Raw genomic sequence first — 21,970 nt, 5'->3', positions numbered from 1 at the left:
CGCCATCCTTGATGTCCTGCTCGCAGGTTCGCCTGTCGTAGGACTGGTCATCGGAATCTTTCGTGGATACCCCTGGCTTCAGCCGGGGGAGGAAACGAAACTCCTGCGGAGCAGGGCATGGAGCTGGGATGCGCCGCCGGGGCGGATCACAGTGCCCTGACCGGCACGTTTGATCGCTACCTTCGGTCTGGCTAGGTTGTGGGTGTGGCCGTGCACCATGCGAAGCGGGCGTTCAGGTACCGCTTCTATCCGAGTGATGTGCAGGCGGCGGAGCTGTTGCGGACGTTCGGTTGCGTCCGCAAGGTCTACAACCTGGCGCTCGCCGCCCGTACCGAGGCGTGGGCACGCAAGGAGCGGGTCAACTACCACGCCACCTCGGCGATGTTGACGGCGTGGAAGAAGACCGGGGAGCTGGCGTTCCTCAACGAGGTGTCGTCGGTGCCGTTGCAGCAGACGCTGCGGCATCTGCAGAGTGCGTTCGCCCACTTCTTCGCGAAGCGGGCGAAGTACCCGCGTTTCAAGTCGCGGAAGAGGTCGCGGAAGTCGGCGGAGTACACCAGCAGCGGGTTCCGTATCCGGGATGGTCGGCTGACTTTGGCGAAGATGGCGGACTCGCTGGATGTCGTGTGGTCCCGGCCGCTGCCCGAAGGAGCAAAGCCGTCCACGGTGACCGTGTCGCAGGACGCGGCCGGGCGCTGGTTCGTCTCGATCCTGTGCGAAGACCCGGCTGTGAAGCCGCTTCCCGCCACGGACGCGGCGGTCGGCATTGACGTCGGTCTGGACCACCTGTTGACCCTGTCCACGGGGGAGAAGGTCGCCAACCCCCGGCATGAGCGCCGTGACCGGGCCCGGCTGGCGAAGGCGCAGCGGGAGTTGTCCCGCAAGGCCAAGGGTTCGGCGAACCGGGACAAGGCCCGTCGTCGCGTCGCCAGGGTCCATGCGCGGATCGCTGACCGGCGCCGGGATCTGCTCCACCAGCTGACGACTCGGCTCGTGCGTGACAATCAAACGCTCGTGATCGAGGACCTGACCGTGACCAACATGGTCAAGAACCGTCCGCTTGCCCGGGCTATTTCGGATGCGGGCTGGCGGGAGTTCCGCTGCCTGCTGGAGTACAAGGCGGCCTGGTACGGGCGGGAAGTGATCGCGGTGGACCGCTTCTTCCCCTCCACCAGGATGTGCTCCGGCTGCGGCACTGTGCGAGAGAGGCTGCCCCTGAGCGTCCGTACCTGGATGTGCGGGGCCTGCGGGGCGGCCCATGACCGGGACGTGAACGCGGCGAACAACCTTCTGGCCGCCGGGCTGGCGGTTTCTGTCTGTGGAGCCGGTGTTAGACCTCAACGGAGCACTCCGGGCGGGCAGTCGGCGGTGAAGCAGAAAACCCCACGGCGCGAGCCGTAGGAATCCTCCTCGTTCACGAGGAGGAGGAAGTCAATGGGAACCAAGAGCACTCCGGCCACCTGTTCAGGATGCTCGACGGCGAGCCAGTCGTCGCCCGTGTGGCTACCGCCCGGCCCGAACGCATCAGAGGAATAGACCGTCTGACAGAGCAACGCCACGCGTTCCTTGTCGACCGCGCAGGCGTCCACCGCAGGGCCGTCCACCTCGTCGGCGCCGTTGAAGCGGTAGTGGAAGTGGACTTGGTCGCCTTGGGAGGGCACCTGCGGGTGGGGCTCAAGGCGCCAGTCGACGACCTCGGCGGTGATGCCGAGAGGCCGCTCCGACGTGTCGACGACCTCTACCCTGACACCGGCCTTACCGCGTTCCGCCGTCGTGTCGGTACAGCCCCAGTGGGAAGAGCAGCCGGACAGGGAGAGAATCACCAGGGCCAACGGAGCAACGGTCAGTGCCCGTGCGGGGAACACTCAGATGACCTCCAGTCAGGGGGATCCGAGCAGCGTATCCCGGAGCCTGGAGCCCACGGATGACAGCTACGAACGCCCGCGGCGGCGAACCCTCCCCGATCGTGAACGCCACCCTCTACGACAACCGCACGGGTGTCACGTGGACACGGACACGCTCGGCCTGATCCTGGCCGTCACCGATGAATCGGGGAGAACAGCCTGAACGTTGATCAGACGCTCTCTTACGGCTGGGGCGCGGGTTGCTCTCCCGAGCCTCGGATGATCAGCCGGGTGGGAACGGAGATGGTGCGAGCGCGGGAGCGGTCGCCGTCGAGGCGGGCCAGGGCGGTGGCCGCGGCGCTGCGGCCGAGTTCTTCGGGGTCCTGGGCGACGACGGTCAGGGCCGGTTCGAGGGCCTCGGCGAGTGATACGTCGTCGAAGGCGACGACTGCCACGTCCTTGCGCTTGCTGCGTGCGAGTTCGGCGACGATGCCGAGCGCCATGATGTTGTTGCCGGCGAACAGGGCGGTAGGGGGATCGGCCAGGTCGAGGAGTTGGGCGGTCGCGGCCTGGGCGCCCGGCTGGTCGTGGGCGTTGGCGACGAGCGAGCGGTCGTAGGGGATGTCGGCTTCCTGCAGGGCGGCGCGGTATCCGGCGAGGCGTTCGCGGCGGGTGTACAGCTTGACGGGCAGGTCGCCGACGAAGCCGATGCGGTGGTGTCCGTGGGCGATGAGGTGGGCGATGCCGTCCTGGGCCCCCGCGCGGTTGGAACTGACGATGCTGTCGGCGGGCAGGCCGACTCCCGGTCGGTCGAGGAAGACGATGGGCAGTCCTGCCGTGCGGTGCGACTTGAGGTGGGAGTGGTCGGCGCCGACGGACGGCACGACGATGAGGATGCTGACGCGCCGGGCGAGGAACTTGTCCGTCAGGGCACGTTCACGTTCGGGGTCGTCCGCGGAGGAGCCCATGAGCAGGGTCAGTCCGCGTTCGCCGACGACATCCTCTATGGCGCGGGCCACGGCTCCGAAGAAGGGGTTGGCGAGGTCGGGGATGACCAGGCCGATGGTGGTGTCCGGACCGCCGACGCGGATGTTGCGGGCCATGAGGTTCGGCTGGAAGCCGAGCTTGGCGACGGCGGCGAGTACCTGTTCCCTGGTCTCGGCGGAGGCGGGTCCGTCCTCGTTGAGGACGCGGGAGACGGTCTTGGCGCTGACGCCCACTTCTCGGGCGACGTCTGCCAGGGTCGGGCGGCGGTTCGCTGCCATGGAGGAAACAGTCTCCTGTGCTCGTCGGTCCGGCCGCGGCCTCGGCCGGAACCTGTGAGTGCTTCAGTTGGCCTGGACTCCCGCGGCCTTCGCGGCCTTGGAATCCGCCACGACAGTACCTCCGGCCTCGTCGACGGTGAGCGCGCCGGTCATGATGGCGACGACCTCCGCCATGGAGTAGTCGGAGGGCTTGATCACGGCCGCGCGCCTGCCCAGGCGGTGGACGTGGATCCGGTCGGCGATCTCGAAGACGTGGGGCATGTTGTGGCTGATCAGGACGACCGGCATGCCCTTGTCGCGAACCCGGCGGATGAGGTCGAGGACCTGGCCGGACTCCTTGACGCCGAGGGCGGCGGTGGGTTCGTCCATGACGACGACGGAGCGGGCCCAGGCGACGGCGCGGGCGACCGCGACGGCCTGCCGCTGTCCGCCGGAGAGCGTCTCGACCGACTGGGTGAGTGAGCGCAGGCCGATCTTCAGGTCGGCCATGTGCTCGGCGGCCTCCTGACGCATGCGCTTCTTGTCGAGCATGCGGAAGGTGCTGCCGAGGATGCCGGGGCGGCGCAGTTCGCGGCCGAGGAACACATTGGAGGCGATGTCCATGGAGGCCGCCACCGCGAGGTCCTGATACACGGTCTCGATGCCGTGGGCGCGGGCGCTCTGCGGGCCGGAGAAGCTGATGGGTTTGCCGTTGAGCCGTATCTCGCCCGCGTCGGGGGTCACCGCGCCGGTGAGGGCCTTGATGAGGCTGGTCTTTCCGGCGCCGTTGTCGCCGATGACGGCGAGGACCTCGCCGGGCAGCAGGTCGAAGTCGGCGCCGTCGATGGCGGTGACGTGGCCGTAGCGCTTGACCAGACCGCGGGCCTGCAGGACAGGGGTGGGGTTGCCGGTGGCGGTCATCGGGCCTTCTTCCGGGAGATCTGGTCGACGGTCACCGCGAGGATCACCAGGACGCCGGTGATCAGGGTCTGGTAGATGGAGGCGACGCCCATCAGCTGCAGGCCGTTGCGGAAGACGCCGACGATGAGGACGCCGATGAACGTGCCCAGCACCGAGCCGCGGCCGCCGAAGAGGCTGGTGCCGCCGAGGACCACGGCGGTGATGCTGTCGAGGTTGTCGGTCTGTCCTGCCTGCGGGTCGCCGACGCCGGTGCGGGAGATGAGCAGCAGGGCGGCGATGCCGTAGAGGATGCCGGCCACGGTGTAGACGCCGATGGTCAGCCGGGAGGTGCGGATGCCGTTCAGCCGGGCCGCTTCCGGGCTGTTGCCCAGGGCGTAGACGTGCCGGCCCCAGCCGGTGTTGCTCAGCGCGTAGGCGAGGAGGAGGAACAGGGCGATGGTGACCAGGGATCCGTAGGTGATGTCGGTGTGGCCGAGCGGGAAGGTCTCACCGAGGGCCGTCAGCGGGCCCGGCAGGTTGGTGACCGTCTGCTCTTCGGAGTAGATGTGCGTCAGCGCGAACGCCACGTTGAGCATGCCGAGGGTGACGATGAACGGCGGCAGCGGGATCTTCTGCACCAGTGTCCCGTTGAGCAGTCCGAAGCCGCCGCAGACGACCAGGCCCAGCGCGATCGCGACCAGCGGGGGCAGGGAGCCCTCTGCCGCCATCTTGGCGATCACGATGCTGCCGAACGCCATCACCGCACCGCAGGACAGGTCGATGCCCGCGGTGAGGATGATCAGGGTCTGGCCGATGGCGAGGGTGCCGACGACCATGACCTGCTGCACGATCAGGGAGAAGTTCCCGCCGGTGAGGAACTGGTCGGTCGAGACCGAGAAGAAGACACAGGCCAGCAGGAGGGCGGCCAGCGGGCCGGTGGTCGGTGCCGTGAGCAGTCGGCGGGCCGTGGTCGGTGCTTTGAGGTCGGCGTACGGCGAGGACGTGTCCGGGGGTGTGGTCGTGGCTGTCATGCGAAGTCCTTGTCGAAAGACAGAAGTCGTTGTCCCCTCCGGCCGCAGGAGATGCGGACAAGCGGGCGGCCGCCCCCCGGTCAGGGAGGAAGGGGCGGCCGCCCCGCTGAGAGGACAGGCGGAGTCGTACGGTCCTCAGGGGCCGGCTCAGCCCCAGCAGTTCTCCAGGCCGTAGGCGGTGTCCTTGGACGTGACGCCGTCCTGTGCCTTGTCGGTGATCAGGGTGACGCCGGTGTCGGTGTAACCGGACGCCTTCTTGCCGTCCTTGGCGTACGTCGCGACCGCCTTGACGCCCTCGGCGGCCATCTTCAGCGGGTACTGCTGCGAGGTCGCGGCGATCTTGCCGTCCTTGACGGCCTGGGTGCCGGTGCAGCCGCCGTCGACGGAGACGATCAGCACGTCCTTCTCCCGGCCCTTGGCCTTGAGCGCGGTGTACGCGCCCAGCGCGGCCGGCTCGTTGATCGTGTATACGACGTTGATGTCCGGCTCCTTCTGGAGGCAGTTCTCCATCGCCGTCTGGCCCTTGGCCTGGTCGCCGCCGGTGTCCTGGGCGCAGGCGACGTCCTTTTCGGTGGCGCCGAAGCCCTTCAGGAAGCCTTCGTGCCGCTGGACGCCGACGGAGACGCCCGGCGCGAGGTCGAGGGCGGCTATCTTCGCGGTCTTGCCCTTCATGGCGGCCTTGGCGTACTCGCCGATCAGCTCGCCCGCCTTGACGTTGTCGGTGGCGAAGAGGGCGTCGACGGCGCTCTCCGGCTCGGTCGGGGTGTCCAGGGCGATGACCAGGACACCCTTGGCCTTGGCCTTCTCGATCGCCGGCACGATCGCCTTGGAGTCGCTCGGCGTGATCAGGATGCCCTTCACTCCGGCGGCGACCATGTTCTCGATGGCGGTGACCTGACCGGCGTTGTCCCCGTCGAACTTGCCTGCGGCGGTGGACAGTTCGACCCCGTTCTCCTTGGCGGCCTTCTCCGCGCCCTCCTTCATCTTCACGAAGAACGGGTTGGTGTCGGTCTTCGTGATCAGACCGACCTTGACGGTGCCCGAACCCGAGCTCGCGGAGTCCGATCCGGATCCGGATCCACAGGCGGTCAGGGTGAGCGCCGCGACACCCGTGCAAGCGGCGACTCTGAGCAAGGAGGACGGCAGACGAGAGATGCGTGACATGAACAACTCCTGCGGGATCGCGGGCGAGCGGCCGGCATCGGGCATGCCGTCCCGAAGTGTCATCGTTGACTTATGTCATCGTTGACACTGCTTGGCCAGGATGATGGACTCCGCTTCCGGGCAACGTCAATGCCTTGTGCCCGTCACAAATCGGCAACGGTCGTGACCGTCGCCGTCCGAAGCGGTTCGGCGAACGCCCGCGACGTGCCCGTTTCTGTCCGCGCGTTCCCAGAGTTCCGAGAGGGAGCAGCCCATGAGCCCGCGCCAGATCACCGTCCTGGGTGAGTGCGTCGCCGACGCGTTCACCGAACCCGCACCCACCCGTGACGAGCTCGCCCTGCGGGTGCTGCCGGGCGGCGGACCCGCCAACACGGCAGTGGCCCTGGCCCGGCTGGGAACCCCGGCCCGCTTCCTCGCACGGCTGTCCGGCGACGTGTTCGGCCGCCTGTTCCGGACCCACCTGGAAGCGTCCGGCGTCGACCTCTCATGCGCCGTGGACGCCGCCGAGCCCAGCACGCTGGCCGTGGCCGAGCTGGACGCCCAGGGGCAGGCCACGTTCTCCTTCCACGCGCAGGCCACCGCGGACTGGCAGTGGACGGATGCGGAACTGGCCGGGGTGGACCTGGCCGACACCGCCTGCGTGCACACCGGATCACTGGCCCTGGTCAAGGACCCCGGAGCGGGGGTGGTGGAGGACTTCCTGGCCGCAGCCGCCTCCCGGGCCACCATCAGCATCGACCCCAACGTCCGACCGCTCCTGGTGCGTCCCGAGGTCTACCGCGCCCGGCTGGCGCACTGGTGCGGCCTCGCGGACGTGCTGCGGCTGAGCGAGGACGACCTGGAGCTCCTGCTGCCCGGAACACCGCCCGAGCAGGCATGCGACACCTGGCACGCGGCAGGGGCGCGGCTCGTCGTGATCACGCGCGGTGCCGACGGCGCCCTGGCCTCACTCGACGGGGAACGGGTGCAGGTGCCCGCGGTGGCCACGCAGGTCGTCGACACGGTCGGTGCCGGGGACTCCTTCACCGCCGGCCTGCTGCACCACCTCGGCGCCCGTGGGCTTCTGGGTGGCCGGCTGACGGACCTGCGTCTCGGCGATGTCGAGGCAGCCTGCCGCTTCGGCACCCGCGTCGCGGCCCTGACCTGCTCGGTCGCCGGCCCCAACCCACCGTGGCAGAGCCAACTGACGCAGACCGCCACGGCCGACCGCGCATGACGGGCGGGCATACCGCTCAACAGGACATCGCAGCCGCACCGTTGACGCACCGGCCGGATTGCCCCCATCATCGGGCCACTCGCTGTCATCGATGACACAAGTCAACGATGACACCCCTTGCCAATGCCGTGGACGACGGCGTCGACAAGGGCGTCACTTTTCGCCGGACCCGCGCCGGGCAGCAGGCGTCATTGCGCGGACGGCCGCACCACAGGAGACACCTTGAGCTCTGGACGTGTATCCCGGCATGCCCGCATACGGATGATCGCGGCGGTGGCGACCGTCTGCGCCCTGTCGGCGGCCCCGCTCGCCCCCCAGGCCGTCGCCGCCGACACCCCGTCGCACTCCGAGACCTACCGCCCCCAGTTCCACTTCACTCCGGACAAGAACTGGATGAACGACCCCAACGGTCTCGTGTACTTCAAGGGCGAGTACCACCTCTTCTACCAGTACAACCCGGGCGGCAACTCGTGGGGCGACATGTCCTGGGGGCACGCGGTGAGCAAGGACCTCGTGCACTGGAAGGAACTGCCGCTCGCCCTGTCGCACGACGACAACGAGATGGTGTTCTCCGGCAGTGCGGTCGTCGACCGGGACAACACCACCGGGTTCGGCACGAAGAAGAACCCGGCCATGGTGGCGATCTACACCAGCTCCAACAAGGCCACGGGCGTCCAGGCGCAGTCGCTCGCCTACAGCACCGACCGCGGCCGTACCTGGACGAAGTACCAGGGCAATCCCGTCATCGACATCGGCTCCAAGGACTTCCGCGACCCCAAGGTCCAGTGGTACGCGCCGACGAAGAGCTGGCTGATGACGGTGTCGATGTCCGCCGAGCACAAGGTGCGCTTCTACTCGTCCAAGAACCTCAAGGACTGGAAGCTGCAGAGCGAGTTCGGGCCGGCGGGTGCGACGGGCGGGGTGTGGGAGTGCCCGGATCTGTTTCCCCTCGCGGTCGACGGTGACAAGAAGAAGATCAAGTGGGTTCTGGTCGTCAACATCAACCCCGGTGGTATCGCGGGCGGTTCGGCTGCTCAGTACTTCGTCGGCGACTTCGACGGCAAGAAGTTCACCGCCGACGACAAGGGCGCGTACACCCCGCCCACCGGCATGGTGATGCAGGACTTCGAGGGCAGCGACTTCGGTACGTGGACGACCACGGGCACCGCGTTCGGCCAGGCGCCGGCGGCCGGGGCCGTGGACGGTCAGGGCACGGTCGACGGCTTCGACGGCAAGGGTCTCGCCAACAGCTTCCACTCGGGTGACGCCACCACCGGCACCCTGACCTCGCCCTCCTTCACCGTCGACGGCAAGTACCTGAACTTCAAGGTCGGCGGCGGTCGGCACCCGCACGTGGACGGCACCGTCATGGAGCAGGGAGATCCGCCCGCGGGCACGGTCCTCGCCGACTTCGAGGGCGGCACCTACGGCGACTGGACGACGACCGGGGACGCCTTCGGTACCGCACCGGCCACCGGCACCCTCAACAACCAGCAGGAAGTCTCCGGATTCCTGGGCGACGGCCTGGTCAACAGCTTCCTGGACGGCGACACCACGACCGGCACCCTCACTTCGCCCGAGTTCACCGTCGACAAGGACTACGTCAACTTCCTGGTGGGCGGCGGCAATCACCCGGCCGGCTCCGACAACCCGACCGCGGTCGAACTGCTCGTCGACGGCAAGGTGGTCCGCAGCGCCACCGGACGCGATGGCGAGGCACTCAACTGGGCCTCCTGGGACGTCAAGGACCTCGCCGGCAAGAAGGCACAGATCAAGATCGTCGACGACAACAGCGGCGGCTGGGGTCACCTCAACGTCGACCACATCATGCTCTCCGACGCCCAGGCCCGGCCTGTCTCCCAGGAGACGTCCGTCAACCTGATCGTCGACGGCAAGGTCGTCCAAAGCGCCACCGGCTCCAACAGCGAGACCCTGGACTGGGCCTCCTTCGACATGCGCTCCTACGCCGGCAAGGAGGCGCAGATCCAGATCGTCGACATGAACACCGCCGGCTGGGGCCATCTCCTCGCCGACCGGTTCACCGCCGCCGACACGGCCGCGAAGTCCGTCGTCCAGCGCGCCGACTGGGCCGACTACGGCAAGGACTACTACGCGGCGGTGTCCTGGGAGGGCGTGCCGGACGGCAAGCGGTACATGATCGGCTGGATGAACAACTGGGACTACAGCGGCGCGGTCCCCACCACGCCCTGGCGCGGTGCGCAGAGCATCCCCCGGGAGATGACCCTGCGTACGGTCGACGGCCGCATCCGGCTGACCAGCCGGCCCGTGGACAGCGTGACGTCCCTGCGGCACAAGCGCCCGGCGACCGCGGCGGGCGTCACCGTGAAGAACACCTCCAAGACCCTGATCGGCCCCGCGGCCCAGGGCAAGGCCCTCGACATCGAGGCGACCTTCTCCCTCAAGGACGCCGCTCGGTTCGGCCTGAAGGTGCGCACCGGTGCCGGGGGAGAGGAGACCGTCATCGGCTACGACGCCACGACACAGGAGCTGTATGTCGACCGCGCCCACTCCGGCGCTGTCGACTTCAACAGCACCTTCCCCGGCGTCCAGACCGCGCCTCTGAAGGCGAAGAACGGCAAGGTGAAGCTGCGGATCCTCGTCGACTGGTCGTCCGTCGAGGTCTTCGGCGGCAGCGGCGAGGCCGTCATCACCGACCAGATCTTCCCCGACCCCGCCAGCCAGGGAGTGCAGATCTTCGCCGAGAACGGCTCGGTGAAGCTGGACCAGGCCGTCGTCTGGCACCTCGACTCCTACCGCGACTGACGCCGGCTGATCCCGGATTTCCCCGACCGACTTCGACCACGGAGGACACCACACCGTGAACAAGACCCTGCTCGCCGAGTTCACCGCCCGCGAGGGAACGCAGGAGGAGGTATCCCGCCTGCTCCTGGAGTACGCCGAGAAGGTGCGCGAGGAAGAAGGCAACATCGCCTTCGACGTCTACACCAGGTCGGCGAACCCACGCGCCTTCTGGATCTTCGAGGTGTACCGCGACGAGGACGCCTTCCAAGCGCACTTGAAGGCGCCGTACGGCGGTCCGTTCAACGCGGTGCTCGTCCCGCTGATCGAGGAAGACGCTTCGGTGTTGACTTTCCTCGATCCGGTGACCTGACCTGACCCGACCTTGCCCGATCCGGTGACCGACGTCGGCCGGGACCGCGCTGCGGGCCCGGCATCGGCGCATTGTCATGCCACTGCCCAATTCGGCGATCGCCCCGGTGGCGAACGGGCCTGGAACGGCTCGGCGGCAAGCGCCAGGCAGGGGTGTCGGCCCGGGTCTTGTGCCGGGTCCCCGCACTCACAGCAGCGCACCGGCACCCCGTGGACTCATTCCTCCAGAAGGAGAAGGATGGGCGACATGACACTGCCTGCCCTGCCCGAGGAGTCCTTCCGGCGCGTGCTCTGCGTCGTCGCGCACCCGGACGACATGGAGTACGGCACGTCCGCGGTCGTCGCCCGCTGGACCGCGCGCGGCATCGAGGTCGGTTATCTCCTGCTCACCCGCGGTGAGGCAGGCATGCCGAATCCTCCCGAGGAGACCGCGCGCCTGCGTGTCGCCGAGCAGCAGGCCGCCTGCGCTGTGGTCGGCGTCAAGCACCTGACCGTCCTCGAACATCCGGACGGCGTGCTCGTCCACGGCCTCGACCTGCGCCGGGACATCTGCCGGGAGATCCGCAGGTTCAAGCCCGACGTCGTACTCGGCAGCGGTTACGACATCGAGACGCCCTTCGGCTTCGACCAGGCCGACCACCGCGCGGCCGGGCTCGCGACGCTCGACGCGGTGCGCGACGCGGGCAACCGGTGGGTCTTCCCGGAGCAGGTCGACGAGGAGGACCTCGAAGCGCACTCCGTGCGCTGGCTCCTCATCCCCGGCCTCGCCGGCTCCGGTGCGACCCACGGCGTCGAGATCACGGGTGAGCCGCTGCGCCGCGGTGTCGCCTCGCTCGAGGCGCACGCTGCGTACCTGGCCGCGCTCCCGGACCACCCCGCTCCCGCGGACTTCATCCCGATGTTCGCCGCGATGAGCGGCAAGGCCATGGGCGTCGAGCACGCCGTCCTGTTCCGCGCCCACGACCTGCAGGCGCCACCGGAGTTCTTTACCGAAGCCATGAAGGACTGACCCGGGGGCGCCCGGTGACGAGGTGCCCGCCCCACCCTTGAGTCAGGGGCAGTCCTGCGGAGTGAGCAGGACGATCGGGATTTCGCGGCTGGTCTTCTGTGCGTACTCGTCGTACAGCGGGAAGATGCGCGCCATCTGGGGCCACAGGACCTCACGTTCGGCCGGGGACGCGACCCGGGCGCGCGCGGTGAACCGGCGGCCGCCGACCTGCACCCCGACGCTCGGGTCCGCCTGGAGGTTCTTGAACCACGCCGGATCCTCGTCGGCACCGCCTTTGGAGGCGACGACGACGAAGTCCTCGTCCGCGGTGCCGTAGATCAGGCATGTGCGGCGCGGGATGCCGGTCCTGCGTCCGGTGGTGGCGAGCAGGAGCGTGTAGACACCGTTCGACTCGTGCCCTTCGGTGCCGCCCGAGGCCAGATACGTACGAGTCTGCTCGGCGACCCAGTCCCATTGCGAGTCGGTGGCGTGGTCAAGGTCATCGGCGACAGCCATGACGACGGTCCTTTCTGGTGGCACGCGGCCCGTCGTGGCCGCTCGTGTCCCTGGGACGGAGCTGGCGCCATGTTCTCGACACACGACGTCTGTGATGGCAGTCACTGCGGCTTGCACCTCATCCGCGACCCAGCATGGTGAGCCACTGGGCCACGACGGCGTCGATGAAGGCGTCGGTGACCTGGCCACGGTCGAGGAAGAGCCGGGCGAGGACGGGTCCGTAGAGCAGGGTGAACTCGTCGTCGCTGATCTGGATGCCCGCGGGTTCCAGCAGTTTGTTGAAGTCGGTGTGGCGGTCCTCGCCGATGCGGACCAGTGCCCTCGCGCTGTCGGGGTCGTGGTCGGCCTGGGCGGCGACGGCCAGAGCCGCGGTGCGCACGGCAGGCACGCTGACCCTGGCGAATGAGCCCGTACCGGGTCGGTGAGCACCCGCGCCAGGGCCTTGCCGCTGGGGGCTATGGCACCCGTGGTGCGCAGATCGCGGGCTGCCTCGATCAGGAACATCCAGCCTTCGGCATTGCGCTGCGCCAGGACACGGTCGTGGGAGGTGGTCCAGTCGTTCATGGAATTGACGCTAGAAAGCCGCGTCCGGCATCGAATCCGCCGTCTTGCGGCGGCGTACCCCTACGAAAGTAGGGGGTAGGCGGCGCCGATCGTCGGATGGAAGGGAGCAGGAGTCTGTCTAGGATCACGAAGGTGAGCGGGAGCAAGGCCTCAAGGCGGCAGCGGCCGCCGGACGTGCAGGACTCGTCGCGGTCTTTGCGCTGGCCGCCGCGCTGAACGGTGCGTCGATCAGCGGCGGTCGCTACCTGGTGCCGGTCATCGCCTCCGCGGTGGTGTGCGCGGTGGCCTTGCTCGTGCCGCGGCTGAGATGGTCTCTCGCGCCCTTCCTGGTCACCGCGGTCACCGCGGTGGTGGGGATGGCTCACGGTGCCGCTGCTGTGTGTCGTCATGTTCGATCTGGCGGTGGCCCGCCGGATGCGGGTGGCGGTGGGCTGCGCCGCCGTCGCGCTGGGCGCCAATCTGCTCGGCTGCCCGGCGACCCGGGTGTGGGCCGAGCAACGGTATGTGTCCGCGCTGTTCGTGCTGCTCCTCGCCGTCGTCCTCGGACTGTGGCTCGGCAACCGGCGGGGGCTGATCCAGGCGCTGGCCGCCGACATGGAGCATCTGCGCGTCGAGTCACAGCTACGGGAGGAAGCGGCTCGCATCGCGGAACGGTCCCGTATCTCCGCCGAGATGCACGACGTCCTGGCCCATCGCCTGAGCCTGATCGCGCTGCACACCGGCGTGCTGGCCACCAAGGGCGACACGCTGCCCGCACCGGTCGTCGAACGACTCGGTCTGCTGCGCACGGCGTCCGTCGAAGCACTCACCGATCTGCGCGACGTTCTCGGAGTGCTGCGCGACCCCGACGCCGCGCCGGCCGACGCGGGGCTCACGCCGGTGATGAGGGACGTAGCGGAACTGGCGGACGAGGCCCGCGCCGCCGGCCAGCACGTCCAGCTGACCACCGACGGTCTTCCCGAACAGGCTCCCACCACCCACCGCCTAGCCGTGCACCGCGTCGTCCAGGAAGCACTGACCAACGCCCGAAAATACGCCGACGGTGCTCCGGTGACCGTACGCATCGACTACCGGCCGCCCGCCACCCTCGTCGAAGTCACCAACCCTCGTGGCACTCCCCGCACGGACACCGTCGGCAGCGGCTACGGACTCGTCGGCCTGCGCGAACGCGTCACCACTCTCGGCGGCCACCTCAACGCCGGACCCGGCCGGCGCGGGCACCTGGCGCGTGGCCGCCCACATCCCCCACCCCGTCGGCATCGAGCAGAACGGCTCCCCCACATGATCCGCGCCATGATCGTCGACGACGATCCCCTGGTCCGCCTCGGCCTGACCGACCTCCTCGACGGCGACCAGGGCATCGAAGTGGTCGCCCAGGCTGCCGACGGCCTGCAGGCCATCGAGCAGGCCACCGCGCACCGCATCGACATCGCCCTCGTCGACGTACGCATGCCCCGCATGGACGGCATCACCGCCACCGCCCGGCTACGGGCCCTCACCCACCCGCCCAGGGTGATCACCCTGATCACTTTCGACCTCGACGAATACGTCTACGACGCGCTTGCCGCCGGAGCCGACGGGTTCCTGCTCAAGGACACCGACCCCGCCGAAATACTGCGCGCCGTCCACCTGGTGGCCGCCGGCTCGGCCATGCTCCACCCAAGCGCGGCCCGCCGCCTCATCGACCGTTACCACGCCACCAACCAGCCCCAAGTCATCGCAGCCCAGGCCCGCTTGGAGCGGCTCACCCCTCGCGAACGCGACGTACTCGCTCTGCTCGCCCAGGGCGACACCAACGCGGACATCGCCACCCGTCTCGCCATGCGCGAGAGCACCGTCAAGGCCCACGTGAGCCGCATCCTGACCGCGCTGGAGGTCACCAACCGCGTCCAAGCCGCCCTCCTGGCCCGCGACGCAGGCCTCACCACCTGACCCGAGCACTTTGCTCGTCAGGTGGTCGGCCTCTTTGTTGAGCTGTCCGACGACGGCCTTGCGGCGCAGGCCTTCGCCGACGCGGTGGTCCCAGGCGCGGAACGCGCGTGCGGTGGGTTCGAGTAGGGCAGCGCCGGACCAGGCGGTCCCACTGAGGGCGCGCGTTGCCGTACGGCGGTCCGTAGCGAGGTCGCTCCGGGACAGGTCTGCGGTGGGGGTCAGGCGCGGTTTCGGCGCTGGTCTTCGCTGCGTCGACGGAGTCGGTCGTTGTGGTGGGTGAGGTCGTCGACGCGTGCGGCGAGGCCGGGGTGGCCTGTCAGGTACGGGTGCGCGTCCGTCAGGGGGGCGACGAGGGCGGCCGGATCGTTGTCGGCTAGGGCTGCGGTGAGTGCGGCCAGCGGGGTCCGGGCGGCGGTGGGGAGGTCGGTGAGTGCGGTGATCTGGCCGGCGAGCTGGCGCAGGGTGGCGGCGTTGGCGCGGGCCCAGGCGGTGACGGTGCGGTCGGCGGCGCGGCGGTCGCGGGTGGCTGTCACTCGCTGCTCGCCTGTTGACCCCGGCGTTCCGGGGCGGACGCGCAGGTAGCGGCGTTCGGCAGCCTGGCGGCTGGAGACGCCGAGAGGGTGGGCGAGGTCGGCCCAGCTGGCGCCCGCCTCCCGTGCGGCTTCGATCAGGCCTGGCTCCCACTCGGCGAGTTGCTCGCGTGCCTCGCGCAGCAGCAGGAGCACGGCGAGTGCCTGCTCGGAACTGCTCTGATCGGGCTCAGGGAGCGTGTCGTCCTGCGTGGCCTGGGCGGTGTGCAGGGCCTCGTGGATCGTGTCCAGCGCTGCCGCGGCGGCGAGAAACGACGCCGGTGAGAGGCCGCGGGAGTGGGGGATGGGCTGATCGTCCCTGGTCATCGGGCCTCCACACTGCTGTCGTCGCCTCGACGACAGAGAACTTGTCATCACTTGGATGACATGTTACAACGATGGCAGGTAAACGCATTGGCACAGTGCCCGACCCGAATGCTGGAGGTGTTTGACGATGTTGATGCGTACCGACCCTTTCCGCGAGCTCGACCGGCTCACCCAGCAGCTCCTGAACACGAACGGCACCTGGTCGCGGCCGTCGGCGATGCCGATGGACGCCTACCGCGAGGGCGAGGAGTACGTGATGGCCTTCGATGTGCCCGGTGTGGCCGCGGACGCGATCGACATCGACGTCGAGCGGAACATGCTGACCGTCAAGGCCGAGCGCCGTCCCGTCACCAAGGCGGACGACGTGCAGATGGAGCTCTCCGAGCGGCCGCTGGGCGTCTTCTCCCGCCAGGTCGTACTCGCCGACAGCCTGGACACCGAGCACATCAAGGCGGATTACGACGCAGGGGTGCTGACCCTGCGTATCCCGATCGCCGAGCGCGCCAAGCCCCGCAAGATCGCCATCGGCGGCGGGTCTTCGCGCAAGGAGATCAGCGGCTGAGTCCCCTTCCGGTCGCACCGGAGGACGGGGACGGCCTCCCCGTGAGCGGCCCCGTCCTCCGCTCGCCGCCGTACAGCAGGCAGGCAAGGGAGCAGCAATGGTGATGCGATGGCAGGCGTTCCTTGACCAGGTCAAGGAACGCGGCGGATACGAGAGCACCGAGGAAGCCGCGCGGGTGGCCCGCACAGTGTTGGCGCTCCTGGGTGCGCACGTGGTGGGCGAGGTGAGGGCGGAACTGGCCGCCCGGCTGCCGGAGGAGCTGGCCCTCGTGCTGGTCAATCCGCTCCAGGCGCGCGAGCCGCTGTCCCCCGAGCGGTTCGTGAGGGCCACCGCTGCATGGATCGAGGGAGCAACCGAACGGACCGCCGCCTGGGACGTGAGCGCCGTGCTCAGCGTGGCCGCCGATGCGGCGGGCGAGGAGCTGACTGGCCGCATACTGCTCCAACTCCCAGCGGGCTGCCGTCCTGCGCATCGTGGCACAGCTCGCCGGCGAGGAACTCCTCAGCCGAATCCTCGCCCAACTCCCCGCCGGCTACGCCCTGCTGTTCGGCCGTGCGGAGCTGACCACCTGCATCCCGTCCCGCAGTGCTGTGGGCCCGTGACAGCAAGACCGTGCAGGATGTCCGTCGAGGTGTGTGGCTATGGAGAGCGGATCTGCTTTTCCGTACGGGGAACGTCGACTCGTCACTGCGGAAGCGGTCGTCCGGGCTCTTCGTGATGGCGATCCGGACTTCCCCCTGCTGCTGAAGCACTTCGTTCTGGCGGCTGACGGCCCCGCCCTGTTGGCCCTGCGGGACGAACTCACGGTGGTCGCTTTGGCGGTGCTGCCGGAGTTCAACTGAGCGGCTGGTGGGGCCCGTTTTGACGGGGCCGGGATTCGGTGGCTGCTGGAGCCGTCCCTATTCGAGTATGCGACCGTCGCCGTCCGCCGCCAGGCTCCCTCGGCCACGGGCGCGGAGCGCGATCTGGCCACCCGCCTGCTGGCGACCTTGTGGACGGCCGGGGTGGTGGCCGGCGTCGACACCGAGGACTGGATCCACAACGCCCCCGAACTCCCTGGGATCTGCCTGCGCATGGCCGCCCAGGTGGTGAACGGGGCGGAGCCCCGACCACCAGGGTGACCAGTACCGCCGCGGTCGCCTCTGCTGTGCAGCCTTCGCGCTGGCCCGATCCCTGAGCGGCACTGGAGCGGGCCGGGGAAGCAGGACCCGGTTTGTCGGCATGGCAGACATGGCGCGGCCGTAGTGGGAGGCTTCCAGCATCCGGCCGCCGCCGCTCATGCGGCGGCGGGCGAAGTGCGAGGACTGTGCTCCCCCTCGCAACGGTCCTCGCGCGGGATGGCCTCCGACGTCGGCGCTGCGGGAGTTGCCCCGGCACCGGAGGGCAGAGGCTGGAGCCGTGTTGTCGGCGATGCGGCTCCAGCCGGGGGTCGGTGTGCACTTGTCCCAGGCCGGGCTGGCCAGGCTTTTGGGCCGAAGGAGCGGGCCGACAACGATCCGGATCGGAGAGCCTGACGGGTCGGCCGGGATCTCTCCACGACTCAACGTCGCGGCAGGGGCGCGTCCCTGGCCAGCTGCCGACTCTGGCAGGCGTGGAGTGTTCCGTCGTTCTCGGCCTGCTGAGACTGCGATCGCGCGCCGTACCGCTCTGCCCGGCGGGCCGTCCTGGACCGTGTGGTGGTTGCGGCCTTGCATGATCACCCCTGTTCGGGTGGTCGAGGTCGATGCTCCGGTGAGTCGCGGCATGCCCTACATGACGGAAGAAGCCGGGACCCGCGAGGAAGAACCCCGCTCGCGGCGTAAGTTCGGAGATGGCGGGTGGGCCGACCCTGGATCGGAATCAGTCCAGGGTCTGGGCGGTGTACAGGGCGCCAAGGCCTGCGGCGAGTGCGCCGAGCAGGAGCCGTAGGGCTCGTTCGGGCAGACGGGGTTGGAGGCGGGCGCCGAGGTAGCCGCCGATCAGTCCGCCGGTGCCGCAGGCGAGTCCGAGCCACCAGTTGGGGGCGACGTCTCCGGAGCTGACGAGGGAGAGCAGCGCGTAGGCGGCGGCGCCGACGAGGGAGGTGGCGAACGTGGCGGCGAGTGCGGCCGGGGCGACGCGGGCGACGGGCAGGCCGCGCCCGGCGAGGATCGGTCCGAGGAGGGAGCCGCCGCCGATGCCGTAGATGCCGCCGACCACTCCGACCGCCAGGGCGAGGCCGGTGAGTGTGCGTGGGCTCAACTCGCCTGCGGGCGGCGGCCGGTGACGAGCGGGGGTGAGGGCGCGCAGGCACAGCCACAGGCCGAGCGGCAGCAGCAGGGCGGCGATCAGGAGCCGGAAGACGCTCGGGCCGGGGAGGGCGAAGACGCGGATGGCGGCACCGAGGACGACGCCGGGCAGGGTGCCCAGGACCAGGCGCCGGGCGAGATCGCCGCGCAGGGCCCCGTCGCGGCGGTAGCGCCACAGAGCTCCTGGTCCGGCGACGACGTTGTACAGCAGGTTGGTCGGGGTGACCGCGGGATTGGGCACGCCGAAGACGCTCAGCTGGATGGGGAGGAGGAACACTGCTCCGGACACACCGACCGGGGCCGTCACGGTCGCGATCAACAGGCCAACGGCCAGCCCTCCCGCCCATGTCCAGTCCACCGTTGCCCCTGCTGGTCGATTGCCTGACCAGTATCAGTGCCCTGGACGGTGCTGAGGGCGGTCTGCAACGAGATGTTCATGAGCAGCAGGCGCAGCCCGGCCCGCAGCCGCACGCGTCCGCGTCGTCGTTAGGCGGGGCGGCCGCGGCCGCGGGTGCCGTTGCCGGGGCGCAGCAGCCTTTGCCCTGCCAGGCGTCGCGGCCTTCCTTGACGGCGAGGGCGGCGATGGCGAGGGCGGCGATGGGGTCGGCCCAGGACCAGCCGAGGGTGGCGTTGAGGACCAGGCCGGCCAGGAGCACGGCCGAGAGGTAGGTGCACAGCAGGGTCTGCTTGGAGTCGGCGACGGCGGAGGCGGAGCCGAGTTCCTGCCCGGTGCGCCGCTGGGCAGCGGACAGGAACGGCATCACCGCCAGGGAGAGGGCGGCGAGCACGATGCCCGGCAGGGAACGCTCTGCCTCGCCGGTGCCGGTCAGCGCGCGGACGGCGTCGATGGCCACGTATGCGGCGAGCACGAAGAAGGAGACCGAGATGATCCGTAGCGTCGTGTGCTCCCGGGCTTCTCGGACCGCGTGGTCGCGGGCGGAGAACTGCCAGGCGACCGCGGCGGCGGAGGAGACCTCGATGACGGAGTCCAGGCCGAAGCCGATCAGCGCGGTGGACGAGGCGATCGTGCCCGCGGTCAGGGCCGCGACGGCCTCGATGACGTTGTAGGCGATCGTCGCGGTGACCAGCAGCCGTATCCGCCGGGCGAGCGTCTCGCGGCGGGCCAGGGAGGGACCGAGGGATATCGCGGTCATCAGCAGCAGCCGTCCGTGTCCGCGTCGGGGCAGGTCTTGTCCGCCTCCACCGCGACCACTGCGGCGCGCAGGTGGTCCAGGGCGTGGCCGAGGCGTTCGTCGGCGAGTTCGTAGCGGGTGCGCCGGCCGTCGGGCACGGTGACGACCAGGCCGCAGTCGCGCAGACAGGCCAGGTGGTTGGAGAGCCGGGTGCGGGAGACGCCGAGCTGGTCGGCGAGGTCGGCCGGGTAGGCCGGGGCCTGGCGCAGCACGAGCAGGATCCGGCAGCGGATGGGATCGGCGAGCGCGCGGCCGAAACGGGCCAGCACGCCGATGTCGGAGGCAACGGTCAGCATGCCGCGAGGATACAGGGAATCCTGAATTCAGAAAAGCATGAATAGTCGTGCCGGGAATCCGTCAGTCCCGCCGTGAAGGGGGCGAGGGGCGTGAGGGGCGACAGTCCCGACATCGCCGAGGTTACGCAAGTGCGGCTCGGCAACGAGCGTGTCCGCGTCGCGCGCCGGATCATGAGTGGTCGTCATGGCCCTGGAACGACAGCGCGGTTGGGGGGCTTTGGCGGAAGGTCTCGGGCGCCGGACGGCAGATTCTGGAAGGCCCCTGGAATCCCCTTGCGCAATGGTCAAGAATCGTTGACCATTGCCCGCATGCCTACCGATGACCTTCCCGAGACGTTTCACGTCACCACTGACGAACAGCTGCGCGCCGTCTCCAATCTCACGCGCCACCGGATCATGGCCGCGCTCCGATTCGAGCCCGCGACGATCACGCAGATCGCCGAGCGGGTGGGCCTTGCGAAGGGGAGCTCCAGCTATCACGTACGGCTGCTGGAGCGGGCCGGCCTGGTGAAGGTGGTACGGACACGGAAGGTGCGGGGGGTCACCGAGCGGTACTACGCGATGGCCGCGCGGTCGATCGAGCTGCCGGATTCGGGCGAGGGCGGGCCGGATCTGCTGATGCGCCATGCGGTGGCCGACCTGGAGGCGTCGCCGGCGGACGGCGAGCGGCACGTACGGATGGCGCATCTGCGGCTCACCGAGGAGCAGTTCGCGCAGCTGGGGGCGCGGCTGCAGGCACTGGCGGACGAGTACCGGGAGCTGTCCGATCCGTCGCTGCCGGACGCGTCACTCGTCTTCGCACTGTTCCACCCAGCACCGCGCCAGCAGGCTGAAGGGGACGCCAAGTGACCTCAGGCTTTGGGAAGTTGCCGACCGGCTTCGGACGGCTGTGGACCGCGCAGACGATCTCCTCGCTCGGTGACGGGGTGTCACATGCCGCGCTGCCGCTGATCGCGTTGACGCTGACGCGGGATCCGATGGCGCTCGCCGTCGTCACGGCCGCCGGGACGCTGCCGTGGCTGCTCTTCGGGGTGCTCGGCGGTGCGCTGGTGGACCGCTGGGACCGCCGACGCACGATGTGGGTCGCGGACGCCGCGCGTGCGGCGCTGCTCGCGATACCGGCGGCGGCAGCCGCACTCGACGTGCTGAGCATTGCGCTGCTCGCGGCCGTCGCCTTCCTGCTCGGCCTCGGCGGGCTCTTCTTCGACACGGCCGCCACGGCCTACCTGCCGGATCTGCTCCGCCGCGACCCCGCGCTCCTCGAGCGCGCCAACTCCCGCCTGCGCGGAGCCCAGACCGCCATGTCCGGTTTCGCGGGGCCGCCTGCGGGCAGTGCCCTGCTCGCGCTCGGCCGGGCGGTTCCGCTGCTCGCCGACGCGGTGTCGTTCCTGTTCTCCGCGCTGCTCGTCCGTACGCTGCCCGCCATGCCCCGGCCCGTGCCGGAGGTCCGCGAGTCGCTGCTTCGGCAAGCGCGGGCTGGGGCCTCGTACGTCTTCCGGGACCGGGTGCTGCTCGGACTCGCGCTCCGCCCGGCGGTCGGCAACGTCTCCTTCCTCGCCGTGGAGACCGTCCTCGCCCTCTTCGCGCACGACCGCCTCGGCATCGACACCTACGGCTTCGGCCTGCTCCTCACGGCGGAGGCCACCGGCGGTCTGCTCGGGGCGGGCATCGCCTCCTACCTCGGCCGACGACTCGGCACCGGCACCGCACTGACCTGCACGGCCGCCGTCGAAGGGCTCGCCATCCTGGGCCTGGCCGCCGCCCCGAACCCGTACGTGGCCGGGCTGGCGCTCGCCGTCTGCGGGGCCGGCATGGGCGCCACGATGGTGCTCGCGCCCTCCCTCCGGCAAGCGATCGTCCCCGCCCACCTCATGGGCCGGGTTGCCTCCACCTCCCGCATGCTGGCCATGTGTGCTGCCCCCATCGGGGCCTTCCTCGGCGGCTGGCTGGCCACCACCTACGACATCCGCACCCCGCTCTACGCCGCCGCCGGCCTCCTCCTGGCGATGACGGCCGTCACGGCATCCATGACCAGCAACCGCCGGGTCGAAGCGGCGCTGCGTGCCGCCGCCCCGGCCGACGCCCCAGCTCACCCGGCATCCAAGGAGCCCGCCCAGGAGACTGCACCCGACTTGTTGTGACGCCTGCCGCGAAGGCGCCACAACAACTCAGGCCGGCCGTCAATCCTCGTCGTCCCATCAGGTGCCGGTGGGTGTCATCGACCG

At 69.6% G+C, this 21,970-nt stretch carries 22 protein-coding genes and 2 pseudogenes; 13 read left to right on the top strand and 11 right to left on the bottom strand.

From position 1 onward, the window contains the following. Window positions 1-204: 204 nt before the first annotated feature. On the top strand, window positions 205-1,401 hold the full coding sequence (locus tag OHU89_RS03155) for an RNA-guided endonuclease InsQ/TnpB family protein (protein ID WP_405639581.1): 1,197 nt from the start codon (window positions 205-207) through the stop codon (window positions 1,399-1,401). Here OHU89_RS03155 and OHU89_RS03150 read toward each other — a convergent pair. The 5 genes from OHU89_RS03150 to OHU89_RS03130 all read right to left on the bottom strand — a co-directional run bounded on the left by OHU89_RS03150 (window position 1,338) and on the right by OHU89_RS03130 (window position 6,183). After that, window positions 1,338-1,865, bottom strand: coding sequence for a hypothetical protein (locus tag OHU89_RS03150; RefSeq protein WP_405639579.1), 528 nt, complete (start codon window positions 1,863-1,865; stop codon window positions 1,338-1,340). The genes OHU89_RS03155 and OHU89_RS03150 overlap by 64 nt on opposite strands. Window positions 1,866-2,086: 221 nt before the next feature. Then, window positions 2,087-3,109 carry a LacI family DNA-binding transcriptional regulator gene (locus OHU89_RS03145; RefSeq protein ID WP_405639577.1) on the bottom strand — a complete coding sequence of 341 codons (1,023 nt, stop codon included), beginning with the start codon at window positions 3,107-3,109 and terminating at the stop codon, window positions 2,087-2,089. Between the two features lie 63 nt (window positions 3,110-3,172). Continuing rightward, window positions 3,173-4,009, bottom strand: coding sequence for an ATP-binding cassette domain-containing protein (locus tag OHU89_RS03140; RefSeq protein WP_266897903.1), 837 nt, complete (start codon window positions 4,007-4,009; stop codon window positions 3,173-3,175). Next, window positions 4,006-5,019, bottom strand: a complete 1,014-nt coding sequence (locus tag OHU89_RS03135) for an ABC transporter permease (protein ID WP_266817899.1) — start codon at window positions 5,017-5,019, stop codon at window positions 4,006-4,008. The genes OHU89_RS03140 and OHU89_RS03135 overlap by 4 nt, the downstream gene beginning before the upstream one ends. A gap of 147 nt (window positions 5,020-5,166) precedes the next feature. Then, window positions 5,167-6,183 (bottom strand): sugar ABC transporter substrate-binding protein, encoded by a 1,017-nt coding sequence (locus OHU89_RS03130; RefSeq protein ID WP_266897907.1) that lies wholly within the window; start codon window positions 6,181-6,183, stop codon window positions 5,167-5,169. 253 nt (window positions 6,184-6,436) lie between these two features. On the opposite strand from OHU89_RS03130, the gene OHU89_RS03125 reads away from it, so the two are divergent. The 4 genes from OHU89_RS03125 (at window position 6,437) to OHU89_RS03110 (ending at window position 11,540) form a co-directional block, all read left to right on the top strand. Further along, a complete protein-coding gene (locus OHU89_RS03125) occupies window positions 6,437-7,399 on the top strand; it encodes a carbohydrate kinase (RefSeq protein ID WP_405639573.1) in 963 nt (320 codons plus the stop codon). Between the two features lie 222 nt (window positions 7,400-7,621). After that, window positions 7,622-10,183: a GH32 C-terminal domain-containing protein gene (locus OHU89_RS03120; protein ID WP_405639571.1), complete on the top strand. Its 2,562-nt coding sequence runs from the start codon at window positions 7,622-7,624 to the stop codon at window positions 10,181-10,183. Between the two features lie 55 nt (window positions 10,184-10,238). Further along, the gene (locus OHU89_RS03115) at window positions 10,239-10,532 is read left to right on the top strand and encodes a putative quinol monooxygenase (protein WP_405639569.1); all 294 of its coding nucleotides are present in this window, start codon (window positions 10,239-10,241) and stop codon (window positions 10,530-10,532) included. A gap of 246 nt (window positions 10,533-10,778) precedes the next feature. Further along, window positions 10,779-11,540 carry a PIG-L deacetylase family protein gene (locus OHU89_RS03110; RefSeq protein WP_405639567.1) on the top strand — a complete coding sequence of 254 codons (762 nt, stop codon included), beginning with the start codon at window positions 10,779-10,781 and terminating at the stop codon, window positions 11,538-11,540. A 42-nt stretch (window positions 11,541-11,582) separates the two neighbouring features. Here OHU89_RS03110 and OHU89_RS03105 read toward each other — a convergent pair whose 3' ends face one another. After that, entirely contained in the window at window positions 11,583-12,035 is a 453-nt protein-coding gene (locus OHU89_RS03105; RefSeq protein WP_405639565.1) for a nitroreductase family deazaflavin-dependent oxidoreductase, read from the bottom strand. 118 nt (window positions 12,036-12,153) lie between these two features. Further along, the gene (locus OHU89_RS03100; RefSeq protein WP_405639563.1) at window positions 12,154-12,414 is read right to left on the bottom strand and encodes a hypothetical protein; all 261 of its coding nucleotides are present in this window, start codon (window positions 12,412-12,414) and stop codon (window positions 12,154-12,156) included. 572 nt (window positions 12,415-12,986) lie between these two features. Here OHU89_RS03100 and OHU89_RS03095 point away from each other — a divergent pair. Together OHU89_RS03095 and OHU89_RS03090 are read left to right on the top strand one after the other, a co-directional pair. Further along, window positions 12,987-13,388 (top strand): annotated as a pseudogene (locus OHU89_RS03095) (histidine kinase); the annotation flags it as partial. Between the two features lie 492 nt (window positions 13,389-13,880). Further along, the gene (locus OHU89_RS03090) at window positions 13,881-14,531 is read left to right on the top strand and encodes a response regulator (RefSeq protein WP_405654270.1); all 651 of its coding nucleotides are present in this window, start codon (window positions 13,881-13,883) and stop codon (window positions 14,529-14,531) included. A gap of 218 nt (window positions 14,532-14,749) precedes the next feature. On the opposite strand, the gene OHU89_RS03085 is transcribed toward OHU89_RS03090, so the two are convergent. Then, window positions 14,750-15,427, bottom strand: a complete 678-nt coding sequence (locus tag OHU89_RS03085) for a type III effector protein (protein WP_405639561.1) — start codon at window positions 15,425-15,427, stop codon at window positions 14,750-14,752. Between the two features lie 127 nt (window positions 15,428-15,554). On the opposite strand from OHU89_RS03085, the gene OHU89_RS03080 reads away from it, so the two are divergent. The 4 genes and pseudogenes from OHU89_RS03080 (at window position 15,555) to OHU89_RS03065 (ending at window position 16,831) form a co-directional block, all read left to right on the top strand. Beyond that, window positions 15,555-15,989, top strand: a complete 435-nt coding sequence (locus tag OHU89_RS03080) for an Hsp20/alpha crystallin family protein (protein ID WP_405639559.1) — start codon at window positions 15,555-15,557, stop codon at window positions 15,987-15,989. 97 nt (window positions 15,990-16,086) lie between these two features. Then, window positions 16,087-16,446, top strand: a pseudogene (locus OHU89_RS03075) (DUF2267 domain-containing protein); the annotation flags it as partial. A 16-nt stretch (window positions 16,447-16,462) separates the two neighbouring features. Beyond that, window positions 16,463-16,591 (top strand): hypothetical protein, encoded by a 129-nt coding sequence (locus OHU89_RS03070; RefSeq protein ID WP_405655095.1) that lies wholly within the window; start codon window positions 16,463-16,465, stop codon window positions 16,589-16,591. Between the two features lie 39 nt (window positions 16,592-16,630). Continuing rightward, window positions 16,631-16,831, top strand: coding sequence for a hypothetical protein (locus tag OHU89_RS03065; RefSeq protein ID WP_405655093.1), 201 nt, complete (start codon window positions 16,631-16,633; stop codon window positions 16,829-16,831). A gap of 997 nt (window positions 16,832-17,828) precedes the next feature. Here the strand turns inward: OHU89_RS03065 and OHU89_RS03060 are convergent. From OHU89_RS03060 to OHU89_RS03050, 3 genes are all read right to left on the bottom strand, one after another. Further along, window positions 17,829-18,614, bottom strand: a complete 786-nt coding sequence (locus OHU89_RS03060) for a sulfite exporter TauE/SafE family protein (protein ID WP_405639557.1) — start codon at window positions 18,612-18,614, stop codon at window positions 17,829-17,831. A gap of 76 nt (window positions 18,615-18,690) precedes the next feature. Further along, window positions 18,691-19,410, bottom strand: coding sequence for a cation transporter (locus tag OHU89_RS03055; RefSeq protein ID WP_405639555.1), 720 nt, complete (start codon window positions 19,408-19,410; stop codon window positions 18,691-18,693). Next, on the bottom strand, window positions 19,410-19,745 hold the full coding sequence (locus OHU89_RS03050) for an ArsR/SmtB family transcription factor (RefSeq protein WP_405639553.1): 336 nt from the start codon (window positions 19,743-19,745) through the stop codon (window positions 19,410-19,412). Before OHU89_RS03050 ends, OHU89_RS03055 begins: the two co-directional genes overlap by 1 nt. 309 nt (window positions 19,746-20,054) lie before the next feature. Here OHU89_RS03050 and OHU89_RS03045 point away from each other — a divergent pair, with 309 nt between their 5' ends. Both OHU89_RS03045 and OHU89_RS03040 read left to right on the top strand, forming a co-directional pair. Beyond that, window positions 20,055-20,594, top strand: coding sequence for an ArsR/SmtB family transcription factor (locus tag OHU89_RS03045; protein ID WP_405639551.1), 540 nt, complete (start codon window positions 20,055-20,057; stop codon window positions 20,592-20,594). Next, entirely contained in the window at window positions 20,591-21,886 is a 1,296-nt protein-coding gene (locus OHU89_RS03040) for an MFS transporter (RefSeq protein ID WP_405639549.1), read from the top strand. Before OHU89_RS03045 ends, OHU89_RS03040 begins: the two co-directional genes overlap by 4 nt. The last annotated feature ends 84 nt before the right edge of the window (window positions 21,887-21,970 follow it).

Source organism: Streptomyces sp. NBC_00019 (assembly GCF_045041015.1).
Taxonomy (GTDB): domain Bacteria; phylum Actinomycetota; class Actinomycetes; order Streptomycetales; family Streptomycetaceae; genus Streptomyces.
The sequence above is the reverse complement of the archived record's forward strand: the minus strand, read 5'-3'. Positions and strand labels throughout refer to the sequence as shown.